Origin of the sequence: Buttiauxella gaviniae ATCC 51604, assembly GCF_001654835.1 — a bacterium.
GTDB classification, from domain to species: Bacteria; Pseudomonadota; Gammaproteobacteria; order Enterobacterales; family Enterobacteriaceae; genus Buttiauxella; species Buttiauxella gaviniae.
Genome location: NZ_LXEP01000028.1, coordinates 126,327 through 142,592, shown reverse-complemented (window position 1 = coordinate 142,592; position 16,266 = coordinate 126,327). Strand labels below are relative to the sequence as shown.

Below are 16,266 nucleotides of genomic sequence, written 5' to 3'. Positions count from 1 at the left end.
ACTGAAGGAGAATAATAATTATATTTAGAGGTGTCACATGTATTCAAGACCATTGAAGGTTAGTTTATTATCTTTATCAATACTTCTGGCTTTATCCTCATCAAATTCTCTGGCGGCTAAATTAACAGTTGAGCAGCGCCTCGAACTTCTTGAGAATCAATTATTAGAAAACAGAGCTGAATTAAATAAAACACAGAAGGAATTAGCTACATATAAAAATAAAGTGGCGAGTTTAGAAAAAAACACTCCACCACAAATCGCTCAGGCAACTCAAACCGAGTTATCACCGGCAGCGGATAATATTACCAATGAGAATAAACCGGTGGGTGATATTTCAGCTCCAACTTCAGTGAAAGCAACACAGAAAGTGGCTGTGATAAGTCATGAAGGTGGAAAAACCAGCGTTGAAAGCGTCACACTGAAAGATATCAGTAAATTTATTAAAGATGATATCGGCTTTAGCTACCAGGGTTACTTCCGCTCAGGTTGGGCTGCCTCTAACCGTGGATCGGCGCAAACCTATGCTGCAGGTTCACTGGGGCGTTTTGGTAACGAGATGAGCGGTTGGTTCGATTTAACTCTGAACCAGCGGGTATATAACCAGGATGGGAAGACAGCCAACGCTATCGTCACCTACGATGGTAATGTGGGTGAGCAATATAATGATGCCTGGTTTGGCGACAGCGATAATGAAAATATTCTGCAATTCAGCGACATCTTCCTGACGACCAGAGGCTTCCTTCCTTTTGCACAAGAAGCCGATTTCTGGGTAGGTAAACATAAACTACCTGAATATGAAATTCAGATGCTCGACTGGAAAACACTTACAACCGATGTTGCCGCAGCCGTAGGTATCCAAAACTGGGATCTGGGGCCAGGACAACTCGATGCTTCCGTAAGTCGTAATGACGTAGATGTTTACTCGCGTGATTTCAGCCACACGACACAGATGAACACCAATTCCGTGGACTTACGTTACCGTAATATCCCTCTCTGGCAGGATGGTTCACTCTCACTGATGGGCAAATATGCATTTGCCAATAAAACAGATGACCAGAAAACCAACGAAGACAATGGTTCCTTCTTTAAACTGGAGGATACCTGGATGACGACTGCCATTGTTCGCCAGAATCTTCCTCGCGATTCCTTTAATGAGTTCACACTTCAGGTCGCCAACAACTCTTATGCCAGCAGCTTTGCCAACTTCTCCGGAGCCAGCAACTCGATGGCAGCCGGGCGTTATTACTATGGCGACCATTCTGACGGTATCGCCTGGCGTCTGATTTCACAGGGCGAAATGTACCTGGCAGACCAAATCATCATGGCGAACGCGTTAGTCTGGGCACATGGCGAAGATATCTACAGCTATGAGAGCGGTGCCCATAGCGATTTCAACAGCCTTCGCGCTGTTATTCGCCCAGCATGGATTTGGGATACCTGGAATCAGACCGGTGTGGAATTAAGCTGGTTTGCCCAGAAAAATAAAACTGAACAAGGCGTTAATCTGAAAGAGTCAGGATTTAAAACAACGCTTTACCACGCGCTCAAGGTCGGGCCAAGTTTGCTAGGCTCACGTCCGGAGATTCGTTTTTACGGAACCTACCTTAATATCCTGGATAACGAGCTTTCGCAGTTCAAGTTTAATGACAACAGCAACAATGAGTTTATGGCTGGGGTTCAGGCAGAAGTTTGGTGGTAATGATTCCGAAGATATCGTGAAGTAACACAGGGCGTAGGTGCGTAAATACCTAAGCCCTTTTTTACACAGTCGCCACAGTCCCCTACAAACACCCTCGCAATGCGCATTCAGCGCAGCTCGAAATAATATTTCACGCTTTCGAGCAACATTTCCGGCAAGAATCACCGTTTAAGTCAAAAATTAAACTATCAGCTCCATATACTCGCCAGAAACCGCCGCGTACCGGCATAACTCTCTACTTCTGAATACCAGGAGAAGTTAAATGAAGTTGCCCTTCAAGCCTCATATTCTTGCCCTCATATGCAGCGCCGGAATTTTAGCGGCATCTGGTCTTCTGTATGTAAAAAGTCAGACGACGAGTGAACCGACGCCTGCAGCTCAGACTGCACAACCAGCTCCAGCAGTCCCAGTAACACCAACTGCTCCAGCTCCGACCGCGACACCAGCGCCTGTGACAACTACCGCAGCAGTCGCACCACCAACTTACACTACGGCACAACTCGACCAATGGGTTGCACCAATTGCGCTCTATCCTGACCAACTTTTATCACAAGTCTTGATGGCGTCGACGTATCCCGCAAACGTAGTGCAGGCGGTGCAATGGTCCCGTGATAATCCGAAGCAACAAGGTGACGCAGCCATCCAGGCTGTCGCCAACCAGCCGTGGGACCCGAGTGTAAAATCTCTCGTTGCCTTCCCTCCGCTATTGGCTCTGATGGGTGAAAACCCGGAATGGGTGCAAAATCTGGGGGATGCATTTTTAGCGCAGCCTAAAGATGTGATGGATTCAGTGCAGAAATTACGTTTGCTGGCACAACAAACCGGCTCATTGAAAACCACTCCACAGCAAACAGTTACTACTGCGCCAGTCACGGTTAACCAAAATACGACGGTGGCAGCGCCTGCCAGTAGCAGCTCATCTTCATCCAAAACCGTGGCAGCGGCACCAGCAGAAACAGTGATTAAAATCGAGCCGACAGATCCGCAAGTGGTTTATGTTCCGAGCTATAACCCATCGACGGTATACGGTACCTGGCCAAACACGGCGTATCCACCGACCTATCTTCCGCCCCCTCCGGGAGAACAGTTCGGCAACAGTTTTGTCAATGGTCTGGGATTCAGCCTGGGTATTGCCACTACTTACGCTCTGTTTAGTAACCTGGACTGGGATGATGACGATTATCACCATGACTACCATGGTGGCGGCGGGTATGAGCGCAACGGCGACAATAACATCAACATTGACGTCAATAAGTTCAACCGAATTTCCGGGCAAAATCTACAAGGTCGTAATGTGGGCTGGCAGCATAACCCGACTTATCGCAATGGCGTTCCTTATAACAACAGTAACGTTGCCCAACGCTACCATCAGACCAACGTCGCAGGTGGTTTAAGTGCTACGCAAAGAAGCGCGCCCGTTAACCGTGATGCCCAGCGGCAAGCCGCAGCCACACAGTTACAGCAAAACAAAGGCAGAATTGATGCGGCAGCTCCGCAGTTGGCTTCCCGCGATACACAACGTAAGGCTTCATCGCAACAATTGAACCAGATAGCCCAACGCAACAATTACCGCGGTTATGATTCGCAAAATACGGATTCTCGCCGCAATGCAGCGAAACAACAGTTCAATCAATCCACCACTCAACAACGTCGGGACACCGCTAAAACTCAGTTGCATAACCCAACAGCGCAACAGCAGCAGCGTCGCGACAATGTGAAAACGCAAGAGCACCGTCAGACGTCACAACAGCAGCAACAGCGACGTGAGACAGTTCAGCAACATCGTAGCAGTAGCAATCTGAGCCAGACGCATCGCACAGCATCCACACGCCCAAATGCATTTAGCGGTAATGATAGCCGCTCCCCTTCCTGGCAGGCGCAAAACCAGCGTGGACAACAAAGTTTGAATCGATCATCGGCAAACCGCGAACAACGGAGCGGGTCCAGAGAACGTAGCTCGGGTAGCCGTGAAATTCATCGCCGTTAATAAGGAGGCATCATGAAAAATCGTATGAAGTTAAGTGCATTAGTAATGCTTATGCTGCCTGCTTTTGTTCAGGCCCAACAGCAATTCACCACTCCTGAGCTTGCGGCAAACTCGTTTGCCAATGCCGTGATAAGCCAGGATGAAGCCGCGCTAACCGAAGTTCTGGGCGATAACTGGCGTCACTATCTGCCGGATGAAAAAGCCGACCCGGAAGCTGTCGCCCGTTTTATTCGTGACTGGAAAGTGAGTCATAACATCGAGGAAAAAGGGGAAACGGCCCATTTGAATGTCGGGCAGGAAAACTGGCAGTTGCCGATCCCTATCGTGAAAACTGAAGCTGGATGGCATTTCGATATGAAACGCGCCGCAGATGAAATACACACGCGTACCGTCGGCCTTAACGAACTGTCCGCAATTCAGGCGATAAATGCCTATGTAGCGGCACAGCAAGACTACTATCAGCTCGACCAACAATACGCGCAGAAGTTTGTCAGCAGCGAAGGTAAGAAAGATGGCTTGTACTGGCCAGTGACACCCGGTGAAGAGCCAAGCCCACTCGGCCCAAGCTTCAGCCCTGAGCAACCTGGTATGGGTTATCACGGTTATCATTTCCGCATTCTGACCGCGCAGGGGGCTCAGGCTCCGGGCGGCGAAAAGAACTATATAACTGACGGGAAAATGGCTGATGGCTTTGCGTTAGTCGCCTGGCCTGTTGAATATGGCGAAACGGGGGTGACCACCTTTATGGTGAATAACCAGGGGCTGGTGTATCAGAAGGATTTGGGCGAGCAGACGGCTGAAAAAGTGAAAGAGATAACACAGTTCAACCCGGATGAAAGCTGGCAGCAAGAGCAGCAATGACCCAATAAAAAAGCGGCCTAAGCCGCTTTTTTCTTTACCATCAAGCGATTACTTCTTCTTCGCTTTCGGGTTTGGCAGATCGGTGATGCTACCTTCGAAGATCTCAGCAGCCAGACCTACAGACTCGTGCAGAGTCGGGTGCGCGTGGATGGTCAGCGCGATGTCTTCTGCGTCACAACCCATTTCGATAGCCAGACCGATTTCGCCCAACAGCTCGCCGCCGTTAGTACCGACAATCGCACCACCGATAACACGGTGAGTTTCTTTGTCGAAAATCAGTTTGGTCATACCGTCTGCGCAATCGGAAGCGATAGCACGGCCAGATGCAGCCCACGGGAAGGTGGCGGTTTCGTAGCTGATGCCTTTTTCTTTCGCTTCTTTCTCGGTCAGACCCACCCAGGCAACTTCTGGTTCGGTATAGGCGATTGAAGGAATCACTTTCGGGTCGAAGTAGTGCTTCATGCCGGCGATAACTTCAGCGGCAACGTGGCCTTCATGAACACCTTTGTGAGCAAGCATTGGCTGGCCGACGATGTCGCCGATAGCGTAGATGTGCGGCACGTTAGTACGCATTTGCTTGTCGGTGCGAATGAAGCCACGGTCATCAACTTCAACGCCAGCAGCACCAGCATCCAGCAGCTTACCGTTAGGTACGCGGCCGATAGCAACCAGAACCGCGTCGTAACGCTGTGGTTCAGCTGGAGCTTTTTTGCCTTCCATGGTGACGTAGATGCCATCTTCTTTGGCTTCAACTGCAGTCACTTTGGTTTCCAGCATCAGGTTGAACTGCTTGCTGATACGTTTGGTGAAGACTTTAACCACGTCTTTGTCAGCTGCTGGGATAACCTGGTCGAACATTTCAACCACGTCAATCTCTGAACCCAGCGCATGGTACACAGTACCCATTTCCAGACCGATGATACCGCCACCCATAACCAGCATGCGTTTTGGTACGGCTTTCAGTTCCAGTGCGTCGGTAGAATCCCATACGCGTGGATCTTCATGCGGAATGAATGGCAGCTGAATCGGACGAGAACCCGCCGCGATAATTGCGTTATCAAAAGTGATAGTCGTTGGACCATTTTCACCTTCAACAACCAGGGTGTTAGCGCCGGTAAATTTACCCAGGCCAGTCACCACTTTAACTTTACGACCTTTTGCCATACCGGACAGGCCACCAGTCAACTGGTTGATAACCTTTTCTTTCCAGGTACGAATTTTGTCGATGTCAGTTTTCGGCTCGCCGAAAACGATGCCGTGCTCAGCCAAAGCTTTTGCTTCTTCGATAACTTTAGCAACGTGCAGCAAGGCTTTAGAAGGGATACAGCCAACGTTCAGACAAACACCACCTAGGGTGCTGTAACGCTCGACAATGATGGTCTCCAGACCTAAATCAGCGCAACGGAATGCAGCAGAATAACCTGCCGGGCCTGCCCCAAGTACGACGACCTGAGTTTTGATTTCAGTACTCATCATGACCTCTTTATTATTCTCCGCCTGCAGTCTACAAAATTGTTAACAATTTTGAAACAAAAATGGCAAGCGAATTGTCCTTTGCATCAGATAATCTCGAACTACATCACGAGATTACCAGAAAAAAGCCGACCGCAAGGCCGGCTTTTTGGCTTACATCACCAGGCGGCGAATGTCGGCCAGCGTGTTGTTGATGATGGTGATAAAGCGCGCACCATCAGCACCGTCGATCACACGGTGGTCGAAGGAAAGAGACATTGGCATCATCAGACGCGGAGTGAACTCTTTACCATTCCAGACTGGCTCGATAGCAGACTTGGAGACACCAAGGATTGCCACTTCTGGCGCGTTAACGATTGGTGCGAAGTGAGTCGTCCCGATACCGCCCAGGCTTGAGATAGTGAAGCAACCGCCCTGCATTTCGCCAGCAGTCAGCTTGCCATCACGAGCTTTCTTGGAGATAGCCATCAGTTCGCGAGACAGCTCGCTAATGCTCTTCTTGTTCACGTCTTTAAAGACGGGAACAACCAGACCGTTTGGCGTATCAACCGCAACACCGACGTTGATGTATTTTTTCAGCGTCAGCTTCTGACCGTCTTCGGACAGGGAGCTGTTGAAGCGTGGCATTTGCTCAAGAGCAGCTGCAACCGCTTTCATGATGAACACTACAGGAGTGAACTTCACGTCCAGCTTGCGCTTGGCCGCTTCGTCATTCTGCTGCTTACGGAATGCTTCCAGATCGGTGATATCAGTTTTGTCGAAGTGCGTAACGTGCGGGATCATCACCCAGTTACGGCTCAGGTTAGCACCAGAGATTTTCTGGATACGGCCCAGTTCCACTTCTTCGATTTCACCGAACTTGCTGAAATCAATTTTCGGCCATGGCAGCATGCCTGGCAGACCGCCGCCAGTTGCCGCAGCTGGTGCAGTTTCTGCACGCTTAACAGCATCTTTCACGTAAGCCTGAACGTCTTCGCGCAGGATACGACCTTTACGGCCAGTCCCTTTCACTTTCGCCAGGTTCACACCGAACTCACGCGCCAGACGGCGAATCAGTGGAGTTGCATGAACATATGCGTCGTTTTCAGCGAATTCAGTTTTACCGGAAGCCTGCGCTGGTGCCGCAGTTGGTTTCTGAGCTGCCGCCGCAGGAGCCGGAGCTGCTGCTTCTTGCTTAGCTCCTGGAGCAGGCGATGCGCCTTCCACTTCAAAGACCATAATCAGAGAACCGGTAGACACTTTGTCGCCAGTATTGATTTTGATCTCTTTAACCACACCCGCGAACGGAGCCGGGACTTCCATAGAGGCTTTGTCGCCTTCTACGGTGATCAGTGATTGTTCAGCAGCAACTTTGTCGCCCACTTTAACCATCACTTCAGTCACTTCAACTTCGTCACCGCCGATGTCTGGGACATTGACTTCTTTAGAGCCAGAAGCCGCAGGTGCAGCAGCCGGAGCCGCTTCAGCTTTAGTTTCTGTAGCAGCCGGTGCAGCACCTGCTACTTCGAAGACCATAATCAGGGAACCGGTAGACACTTTGTCGCCAGTGTTGATTTTGATTTCTTTTACCACGCCCGCGAACGGTGCCGGGACTTCCATAGAAGCTTTGTCACCTTCAACGGTGATAAGAGATTGCTCTGCTTCTACTTTGTCGCCCACTTTAACCATAATCTCGGTCACTTCTACTTCGTCACCGCCGATGTCTGGCACGTTCACTTCTTTTGCTGCGGCGGCTGCCGGAGCCGCTGCTGGCGCTGCTTCTTTCTTCTCTTCAGCCGGAGCTGGTGCAGCTTGCGCTGCACCTTCGGCGGATTCGAAAATCATAACCAGTTTGCCGGTTTCAACTTTGTCACCAACCGCAACTTTGATCTCTTTGACCACACCTGCTTGCGGAGAAGGGACTTCCATTGAAGCCTTGTCACCTTCCACGGAGATGATGGACTGGTCAACTTCAACCTTGTCGCCCACTTTCACCATGATTTCGGTAACTTCAACTTCGTCTGCACCGATGTCCGGTACTTTGATTTCGATAGCCATTTTATTCTTTACCTCTTATGCCAGACGCGGGTTGACTTTATCAGCATCGATGTTGAATTTGATGATAGCGTCAGCTACCACTTTCTTATCGATTTCGCCACGTTTAGCCAGTTCGCCAAGTGCTGCAACAACCACATAAGATGCGTCCACTTCGAAGTGGTGACGCAGGTTTTCGCGGCTGTCAGAGCGACCGAAGCCATCAGTACCCAGTACGCGGTAATCGCTTGCTGGGATGAAGTTACGGATCTGCTCAGCGAACAGTTTCATATAGTCAGTAGATGCCACTGCTGGTGCATCGCTCAGTACCTGAGCAACGTACGGTACACGTGGTTCTGCCGTTGGGTGCAACATGTTCCAGCGCTCACAGTCCTGGCCATCACGAGCCAGTTCGGTGAAGGAAGTTACGCTGAACACGTCAGAGCCAACGCCGTAATCTTTAGCCAGGATCTGAGCTGCTTCACGTACGTGACGCAGGATGGAACCCGAGCCCATCAGCTGAACTTTACCTTTGCTACCTTCAACTGTTTCCAGTTTGTAGATACCTTTACGGATGCCTTCTTCCGCGCCTTCTGGCATGGCTGGCATGTGGTAGTTTTCGTTCAGCGTAGTGATGTAGTAGTAAATGTTCTCTTGTGCTTCACCGTACATACGTACCAGGCCGTCATGCATGATGACTGCAACTTCGTAAGCGTAAGATGGATCGTAAGAGATACAGTTAGGGATTGTCAGAGACTGAATATGGCTGTGGCCATCTTCGTGCTGCAAACCTTCACCGTTCAGAGTTGTACGACCAGAAGTCCCGCCGACCAGGAAGCCACGTGCCTGTTGGTCACCCGCTGCCCAGCACAGGTCGCCAATACGTTGGAAACCGAACATGGAGTAGTAGATGTAGAACGGGATCATTGGCAGATCGTTGGTGCTGTAAGAGGTCGCAGCAGCCAGCCAGGAAGAACCTGCGCCCAGCTCGTTGATACCTTCTTGCAGGATCTGGCCTTTCTCGTCTTCTTTATAGTAAGCAACCTGCTCACGGTCCTGCGGGGTGTACTGCTGGCCGTTCGGGCTGTAAATACCAATCTGACGGAACAGACCTTCCATACCGAAAGTACGCGCTTCATCGGCAATGATTGGAACCAGACGGTCTTTGATAGACGGGTTCTTCAGCATTACGTTCAGGGCACGAACGAAAGCGATAGTGGTGGAAATTTCTTTGTTCTGCTCTTCTAACAGAGAGCTGAAGTCAGCCAGTGTTGGCAGTTCCAGTTTCTCGGTGAATTTTGGCAGGCGCGTCGGCAGGTAGCCGTTCAGTTTTTCACGCTGGCCATGCAGATATTTGTACTCTTCGCTGCCTTCTTCGAACTTGATGTAAGGCAGTTTTTCGATTTCCGCATCGGTCACTGGAACATTGAAACGGTCACGTACATAACGCACGCCATCCATGTTCATTTTCTTAACCTGGTGCGCGATGTTTTTACCTTCGGCAGTTTCACCCATTCCATAACCTTTAACGGTATGAGCAAGGATTACAGTTGCTTTGCCTTTGGTTTCTTGTGCATTTCGCAGTGCAGCATAGATTTTCTTCGGATCGTGGCCGCCACGGTTCAGTGCCCAAATCTCATCGTCGGACATATCTTTAACCAGTGCAGCAGTTTCTGGATAACGACCGAAGAAGTGCTCACGTACGTAAGCGCCGTTTTTGGATTTGAAGGTCTGATAGTCGCCGTCAACGGTTTCGCCCATCAGCTGCAGCAGCTTACCGCTGGTATCTTTACGCAGCAGTTCGTCCCAACGAGAGCCCCAAATCACTTTGATAACGTTCCAGCCAGCACCCGCGAAGATACCTTCCAGTTCGTTAATGATTTTGCCGTTACCGGTTACTGGGCCATCCAGACGCTGGAGGTTACAGTTGATGATGAAGCACAGGTTGTCCAGTTTTTCACGGGTAGCGATGGTGATCGCACCTTTAGATTCTGGCTCATCCATCTCACCGTCGCCCAGGAACGCGTAAACGCGCTGTGCGGAGGTGTCTTTCAGACCACGGTGTTCCAGGTATTTCTGGAATTTAGCCTGATAGATTGCACCGATTGGACCCAGACCCATAGATACGGTCGGGAACTGCCAGAATTCAGGCATCAATTTAGGGTGCGGATAAGAGGACAGACCATTACCGTGAACTTCCTGACGGAAATTGTTCATCTGGTCTTCAGTCAGGCGGCCTTCAAGGAAAGCACGTGCATATACGCCTGGGGAGATGTGGCCCTGGAAGTACACCAGATCGCCGCCATCTTTCGCATTGCGCGCGCGGAAGAAGTGGTTGAAACACACGTCATACACGGTTGCAGAAGACTGGAAAGAGGACATATGGCCGCCCAGATCGAGGTCTTTTTTAGACGCACGCAGGACGGTCATGATGGCGTTCCAACGGATAGCAGAACGAATACGGCGTTCCAGCTCCAGATTCCCCGGGTATTCCGGTTCATCTTCAACGGCGATGGAGTTTACGTACTGGCGGGCAGCAGAACCTGCTGCGATTTTTACTCCACCTTTACGGGCTTCGCTCAGTAACTGATCGATCAGATACTGTGCGCGCTCAACACCTTCTTCACGGATGACCGATTCGATCGCCTGTTGCCAGTCGCGAGTTTCGATCGGATCCACGTCATTTGGGAAACGTTCTGACATGGGTGGTATTCCTTATCTGTGTCTAATACGTTGATTTTCTGGAACCTGTCCCATTGTATTTTCCTTGGAAAAACACAATAAGACAGGTTCTGCGTTTAGTTGCCGCGCTCTAAAAATTGGCGCTTTTGAGAATCTGAAATTTCAGACTCTTATTCCTTACGTTGCTGTAAGCGCCGCAGAGAACGTTCTCGACGACTCTGTTCGCGGCTGCGATCCAGCAATATTTCTTCGATAAATGCCAGGTGGCGGTGCGACGCTTCGCGCGCCTGCTCCGGCTGGCGAGCCATAATCGCCGCAAAAATGCTGGCGCGATGGCTGCTCACTTGCGCCAGCATTTCACGGCGCGCATAGAGCAATTCAAAATTCTGACGAACGTTTTGTTCGAGCATCGGTGACATACAGCGCAACAAGTGTAGTAGCACAACGTTGTGGGCGGCTTCCGTCACGGCGATTTGATACTGCATAACCGCATCGGATTCTGCATCCAGATCGCCGGACTCTTGCGCTTTTTGAATGGCTAAATGGCAGTCGCCAATACGTTTGAGGTCTTCGTCTGTACCACGCAAAGCAGCGTAATAGGCAGCGATACCTTCAAGGGCGTGGCGGGTTTCAAGCAGATCAAACTGGGATTCAGGATGGTCAGACAGCAGTTCGACCAGCGGGTCGCTTAAACTTTGCCAAAGACTGTTTTGGACAAAAGTACCGCCGCCCTGACGACGAAGCAGGAGTCCTTTCGCTTCGAGACGCTGAATGGCCTCGCGTAGTGAAGGACGAGAAACGTCGAATTGTTTTGCCAATTCGCGCTCTGGTGGGAGTTTTTCGCCGGGACGCAAGGTTCCCTCGAGGATGAGAAACTCCAACTGCTGCTCAATCACATCGGATAGTTTTGGTTGGCGGATTTTGCTGTAGGCCATTTTTTCCCTGTCTCTGCCATTAGCCCTATACCCGTCATACTTCAAGTTGTTGGTGCGTTAGCTGCTCTCGTTCACCCGAATCACTTACTTAGGTAAGCTCACCGGGACTCTCTCGTTTGCCGCCGTCCCACAACTCGAATTATCTGGGGTATATCCCCTTCAGACTTCAAATCATCTGGGGCTAGTCAATTGGTATGACCAATTTCACATTCTTGACGCTAAAGTAACAAAGTATTCACCTTCTGTCCATATTGGTTTTGATTGAAATCATTAAACCAGGCACATTTTAACAACATTACAGAAATGACGTTTCAAAGCTGTAACTTTGCACAAATGTCACATTTACTCACACACAGACGTATTTAACGTTTACGAAACAGCAAAAAGTGCCTTTTCTTGCAATTTGAACCGATTCATCACTTTAAAATATGAATATTAATTCAACGAATTCGCTTAACGTGGAGAAATAACAGGCGGAATAAATAATTCGGGCGGGAGAACAACTGGTTTCTTTTTATTCAACTATTCACGGCCGTAATAGAAAGCAGGTGCAAACACTGGCACTTACCACTATTCTTTGCGCTGCGGTAGTCCAATGCGCAAAATACTGGAATTAAAAACCGTAAAATAAAGACTACACATTACGGAATTACAAACTTACAGAGGCGCGCCAGCGCCCTGAAAATGACCACACGAGGTTAAATGATGGAACAAGGCGACACGCTGAAACGCGGCCTTAAAAACCGCCATATCCAGCTCATCGCGCTAGGTGGAGCTATTGGGACAGGCCTGTTTCTGGGCAGTGCGTCTGTCATCCAATCCGCCGGGCCGGGGATTATTCTTGGTTATGCAATTGCAGGCTTTATTGCCTTCTTGATCATGCGCCAGTTAGGTGAAATGGTCGTTGAGGAGCCGGTAGCTGGCTCATTTAGCCATTTTGCTTACAAATACTGGGGCGGATTCGCAGGTTTTGCTTCTGGCTGGAACTACTGGGTACTGTATGTACTCGTTGCCATGGCAGAACTTACTGCAGTTGGTAAATACATTCAGTTCTGGTACCCGGAGATCCCAACCTGGGCATCTGCCGCGGTCTTCTTCGTCGTCATCAATGCCGTCAACCTCACTAATGTAAAAGTATTTGGTGAGATGGAGTTTTGGTTCGCGATTATCAAAGTCATCGCGGTTGTCGCTATGATCGTATTTGGCGCATGGTTGCTGTTTAGTGACCACGCAGGCCCACAGGCGACAGTGCGCAACTTATGGGAACAAGGTGGATTCCTGCCACACGGTTGGACCGGACTTGTGATGATGATGGCGATTATCATGTTCTCGTTCGGCGGTCTGGAGCTGGTTGGGATTACAGCTGCGGAAGCAGATAACCCACAGGTTAGCATTCCGAAAGCAACCAACCAGGTTATCTACCGTATTCTGATTTTCTATGTGGGTTCCCTGGCAGTGCTGTTGTCTCTGATGCCATGGACTCGCGTTACCGCAGACACCAGCCCGTTTGTCCTTATCTTCCATGAACTGGGCGATACCTTTGTTGCAAACGCACTTAACGTTGTTGTTCTGACCGCCGCACTGTCTGTTTATAACAGCTGTGTTTACTGCAATAGCCGTATGCTGTTTGGCCTGGCTCAACAAGGCAACGCACCGAAAGCACTGCAGAAAGTTGATAAACGTGGCGTTCCAGTGAATACCATTTTGGTATCTGCTCTGTTCACCGCTCTGTGTGTCCTGATCAACTACCTGGCACCAGCGGAAGCATTTGGCCTGCTGATGGCTCTGGTGGTGTCTGCACTGGTCATCAACTGGGCGATGATTAGCCTGGCGCATATGAAGTTCCGCCGTGCTAAACAACAACAGGGCGTGAAAACGCGTTTCCCTGCCCTGTTCTATCCATTGGGTAACTACGTCTGCCTGCTGTTTATGGCGGCAGTATTGGTGATTATGGCGATAACTCCAGGCATGGCTATCTCCGTATGGCTGATTCCAGTATGGGTAGTCGTTCTCGGTATCGGTTACTTCATCAAACAGAAGAACTTGAAGAGCGTTAAAGCTTAAGCCATTCTTCTTTAAATATGCGCCCCGGCGAGCTTTGGCTCACCGGGGCGCTTTGTTATCTGCTTCACATATTCTTAACAATGACAGTATTGTCCATCTCTGTGGCGGATTACAGACACGCAAATTTCCTCCAATAGCTCAATACTCTTGTCCATATTCTGGTCAGGAGCATTTTCTATGGAAAGCAGCACATTATCTGTGAAAGAAAAGATTGGCTACGGAATGGGGGACGCCGGATGTAACATTATCTTTGGTGCCATTATGTTGTTTGTTAACTATTTTTATACGGATATTTTTGGCCTCGCCCCGGCATTAGTGGGTGTTATGCTGCTTTCAATCAGGGTGATTGATGCAGTAACGGACCCAATAATGGGTGCCATTGCTGACAGAACACAGAGTCGCTGGGGACGTTTTCGTCCATGGATTTTATGGATGGCAGCGCCATTTGCCTTCTTCAGTTACCTGATGTTCACCACGCCTGATTGGACTTATAGCAGCAAAGTTATCTATGCCTTTGTTACCTATTTCCTGCTCTCTTTAACCTATACCGCAATTAATATTCCTTACTGCTCACTTGGCAGTGTGATTACCAACGATCCGAAAGAACGCGTGGCCTGCCAGGCTTATCGCTTTGTTATGGTTGGTATTGCAACGCTCATTCTTTCGCTTTCTCTGCTGCCGATGGTTGACTGGTTTGGTGGCGGCGACAAAGCCAAAGGTTATCAAATGGCGATGGGCGTTCTGGCGGTACTGGGCATGTGTATGTTCCTGTTCTGCTTCACGACCGTCAGAGAGCGTGTTCGTCCGGCGGTGCCTAGCAATGACGATCTCAAAGCTGACCTGAAAGATGTCTGGAAAAACGACCAGTGGGTGCGCATTCTTCTGCTGACACTGTGCAACGTCTGCCCGGGTTTCATCCGTATGGCGGCAACCATGTACTACGTCACTTGGGTGATGGGCCAAAGCACCAGCTTCGCGACATTATTCATTAGCCTCGGCGTAGTCGGCATGATGGGTGGCAGCATGTTAGCTAAAGTGCTGACTGACCGTATCTGTAAACTCAAAGTGTTCTTCTGGACCAACATCGTGCTGGCCATTTTCTCCAGCGGTTTCTACTTCCTCGACCCGCACGCCACGACACTGATTGTTGTGATGTATTTCCTGCTGAACATTCTTCATCAGATTCCTTCCCCACTGCACTGGTCACTGATGGCCGACGTAGACGACTACGGCGAGTGGAAAACAGGCAAACGCATCACCGGCATCAGCTTCTCCGGTAACTTGTTCTTCCTGAAGCTGGGGCTGGCGATTGCAGGTGCAATGGTTGGATTCCTGCTTTCCTGGTACGGCTACGATGCTGGTGCCAAGCAGCAAAGCCCTGAGTCAATTAACGGTATAGTGATGCTGTTTACCATCATCCCAGGCGTTGGCTACCTGATTACCGCAGGCGTTGTGCGCTTGTTGAAAGTTGACCGTGAATTAATGCAGCGCATCCAGGCAGACCTTGAAAAGCGCCGCATCAACTATCGCGAACTGAATGAATATCACGACAGCAAACCTGTTGAAGCCAAACTGTAAGGAAAGCCCTATGAATCAGGAGCAATGGCCTAATCCATTTATTGAGCAGCGCGCCGATCCATTTATTTTGCTGCATGAAGATTACTACTACTTTATTGCGTCAGTACCAGAGTACGACAGGCTGGAGATCCGCTGCGTACGCACAATAAGCGAGCTGCCAGATGCACAACCTACCGTGGTATGGCGCAAACCCAATCGTGGCCCAATGAGCGAACTTATCTGGGCACCAGAGCTGCATCATATCGACGGTAAGTGGTACATCTATTTCGCCGCCACCCACACGCAGGAACTGGATCAGTTAAATATGTTTCAGCACCGCATGTTTGCGCTGGAATGTGCGGATGCAGACCCGCTCACCGGGAGATGGGTTGAAAAAGGCCAGGTAAAAACGCAGTTCGACAGCTTCTGTCTTGATGCCACAACCTTTAAACATCAGGGCAAGCAATGGTATTTATGGGCGCAGAAAGATCCTGATATTGCAGGTAACTCCAATATTTATCTTGCCGAGCTGGAAACACCCTGGGCCATCAAAGGCACGCCGTTGATGTTAAGCAAGCCGGAGCTGGACTGGGAATGCAGAGGTTTTCTGGTTAACGAAGGTCCAGCGGTTGTGGTTCATGGCGATAAGCTGTTTGTCAGCTATTCCGCCAGCGCCACCGATGAAAACTACTGCATCGGCTTGTTGTGGATCGACCTGAATGCCGACCCAACTAACCCTGCTAATTGGCATAAATCGCCACAGCCAGTGTTTGCCACCAGCTACGAGAACAAGCAGTTTGGGCCGGGCCACAACAGTTTTACCAAAACTAAAGACGGGAAAGATGTGCTGGTGTATCACGCGCGAAACTACACGGAAATTGAGGGCGACCCTCTGTATGACCCGAATCGCCACACACGCCTGAAAACACTCGAATGGAATAAAAACGGTATGCCGGTGTTCGGCATACCGCCTGCAGATAATCGTTAGAATTCCC

Annotated in this window: 10 protein-coding genes; 6 read left to right on the top strand and 4 right to left on the bottom strand. The window is 49.9% G+C overall.

Going from position 1 to position 16,266, the window contains the following annotated elements; genetic code table 11:
- The first annotated feature begins 37 nt into the window (after positions 1-37).
- The 3 genes from M977_RS14480 to M977_RS14470 all read left to right on the top strand — a co-directional run bounded on the left by M977_RS14480 (position 38) and on the right by M977_RS14470 (position 4,547).
- Complete coding sequence (locus M977_RS14480; protein ID WP_064516245.1) at positions 38-1,699, top strand: carbohydrate porin; 1,662 nt, start codon at positions 38-40, stop codon at positions 1,697-1,699.
- Between the two features lie 262 nt (positions 1,700-1,961).
- A complete protein-coding gene (locus tag M977_RS14475) occupies positions 1,962-3,686 on the top strand; it encodes a DUF3300 domain-containing protein (RefSeq protein WP_064516243.1) in 1,725 nt (574 codons plus the stop codon).
- A 12-nt stretch (positions 3,687-3,698) separates the two neighbouring features.
- The gene (locus M977_RS14470) at positions 3,699-4,547 is read left to right on the top strand and encodes a DUF2950 domain-containing protein (protein ID WP_134187041.1); all 849 of its coding nucleotides are present in this window, start codon (positions 3,699-3,701) and stop codon (positions 4,545-4,547) included.
- A gap of 48 nt (positions 4,548-4,595) precedes the next feature.
- On the opposite strand, the gene lpdA is transcribed toward M977_RS14470, so the two are convergent.
- The 4 genes from lpdA to pdhR form a co-directional block, all read right to left on the bottom strand.
- The gene (lpdA, locus tag M977_RS14465; RefSeq protein ID WP_034460910.1) at positions 4,596-6,020 is read right to left on the bottom strand and encodes a dihydrolipoyl dehydrogenase; all 1,425 of its coding nucleotides are present in this window, start codon (positions 6,018-6,020) and stop codon (positions 4,596-4,598) included.
- Between the two features lie 153 nt (positions 6,021-6,173).
- On the bottom strand, positions 6,174-8,057 hold the full coding sequence (gene aceF, locus M977_RS14460) for a pyruvate dehydrogenase complex dihydrolipoyllysine-residue acetyltransferase (protein WP_064516239.1): 1,884 nt from the start codon (positions 8,055-8,057) through the stop codon (positions 6,174-6,176).
- Between the two features lie 15 nt (positions 8,058-8,072).
- The gene (gene aceE / locus M977_RS14455; RefSeq protein ID WP_064516237.1) at positions 8,073-10,736 is read right to left on the bottom strand and encodes a pyruvate dehydrogenase (acetyl-transferring), homodimeric type; all 2,664 of its coding nucleotides are present in this window, start codon (positions 10,734-10,736) and stop codon (positions 8,073-8,075) included.
- A 149-nt stretch (positions 10,737-10,885) separates the two neighbouring features.
- On the bottom strand, positions 10,886-11,650 hold the full coding sequence (pdhR, locus tag M977_RS14450; protein ID WP_064516235.1) for a pyruvate dehydrogenase complex transcriptional repressor PdhR: 765 nt from the start codon (positions 11,648-11,650) through the stop codon (positions 10,886-10,888).
- Positions 11,651-12,352: 702 nt separating this feature from the next.
- Here pdhR and aroP point away from each other — a divergent pair.
- The 3 genes from aroP (at position 12,353) to M977_RS14435 (ending at position 16,259) form a co-directional block, all read left to right on the top strand.
- Positions 12,353-13,714, top strand: a complete 1,362-nt coding sequence (aroP, locus tag M977_RS14445) for an aromatic amino acid transporter AroP (RefSeq protein WP_134187047.1) — start codon at positions 12,353-12,355, stop codon at positions 13,712-13,714.
- A gap of 177 nt (positions 13,715-13,891) precedes the next feature.
- Positions 13,892-15,292 carry a glycoside-pentoside-hexuronide (GPH):cation symporter gene (locus M977_RS14440; RefSeq protein WP_064516233.1) on the top strand — a complete coding sequence of 467 codons (1,401 nt, stop codon included), beginning with the start codon at positions 13,892-13,894 and terminating at the stop codon, positions 15,290-15,292.
- A gap of 10 nt (positions 15,293-15,302) precedes the next feature.
- Complete coding sequence (locus M977_RS14435; RefSeq protein ID WP_064516232.1) at positions 15,303-16,259, top strand: glycoside hydrolase family 43 protein; 957 nt, start codon at positions 15,303-15,305, stop codon at positions 16,257-16,259.
- Positions 16,260-16,266 lie beyond the last annotated feature (7 nt).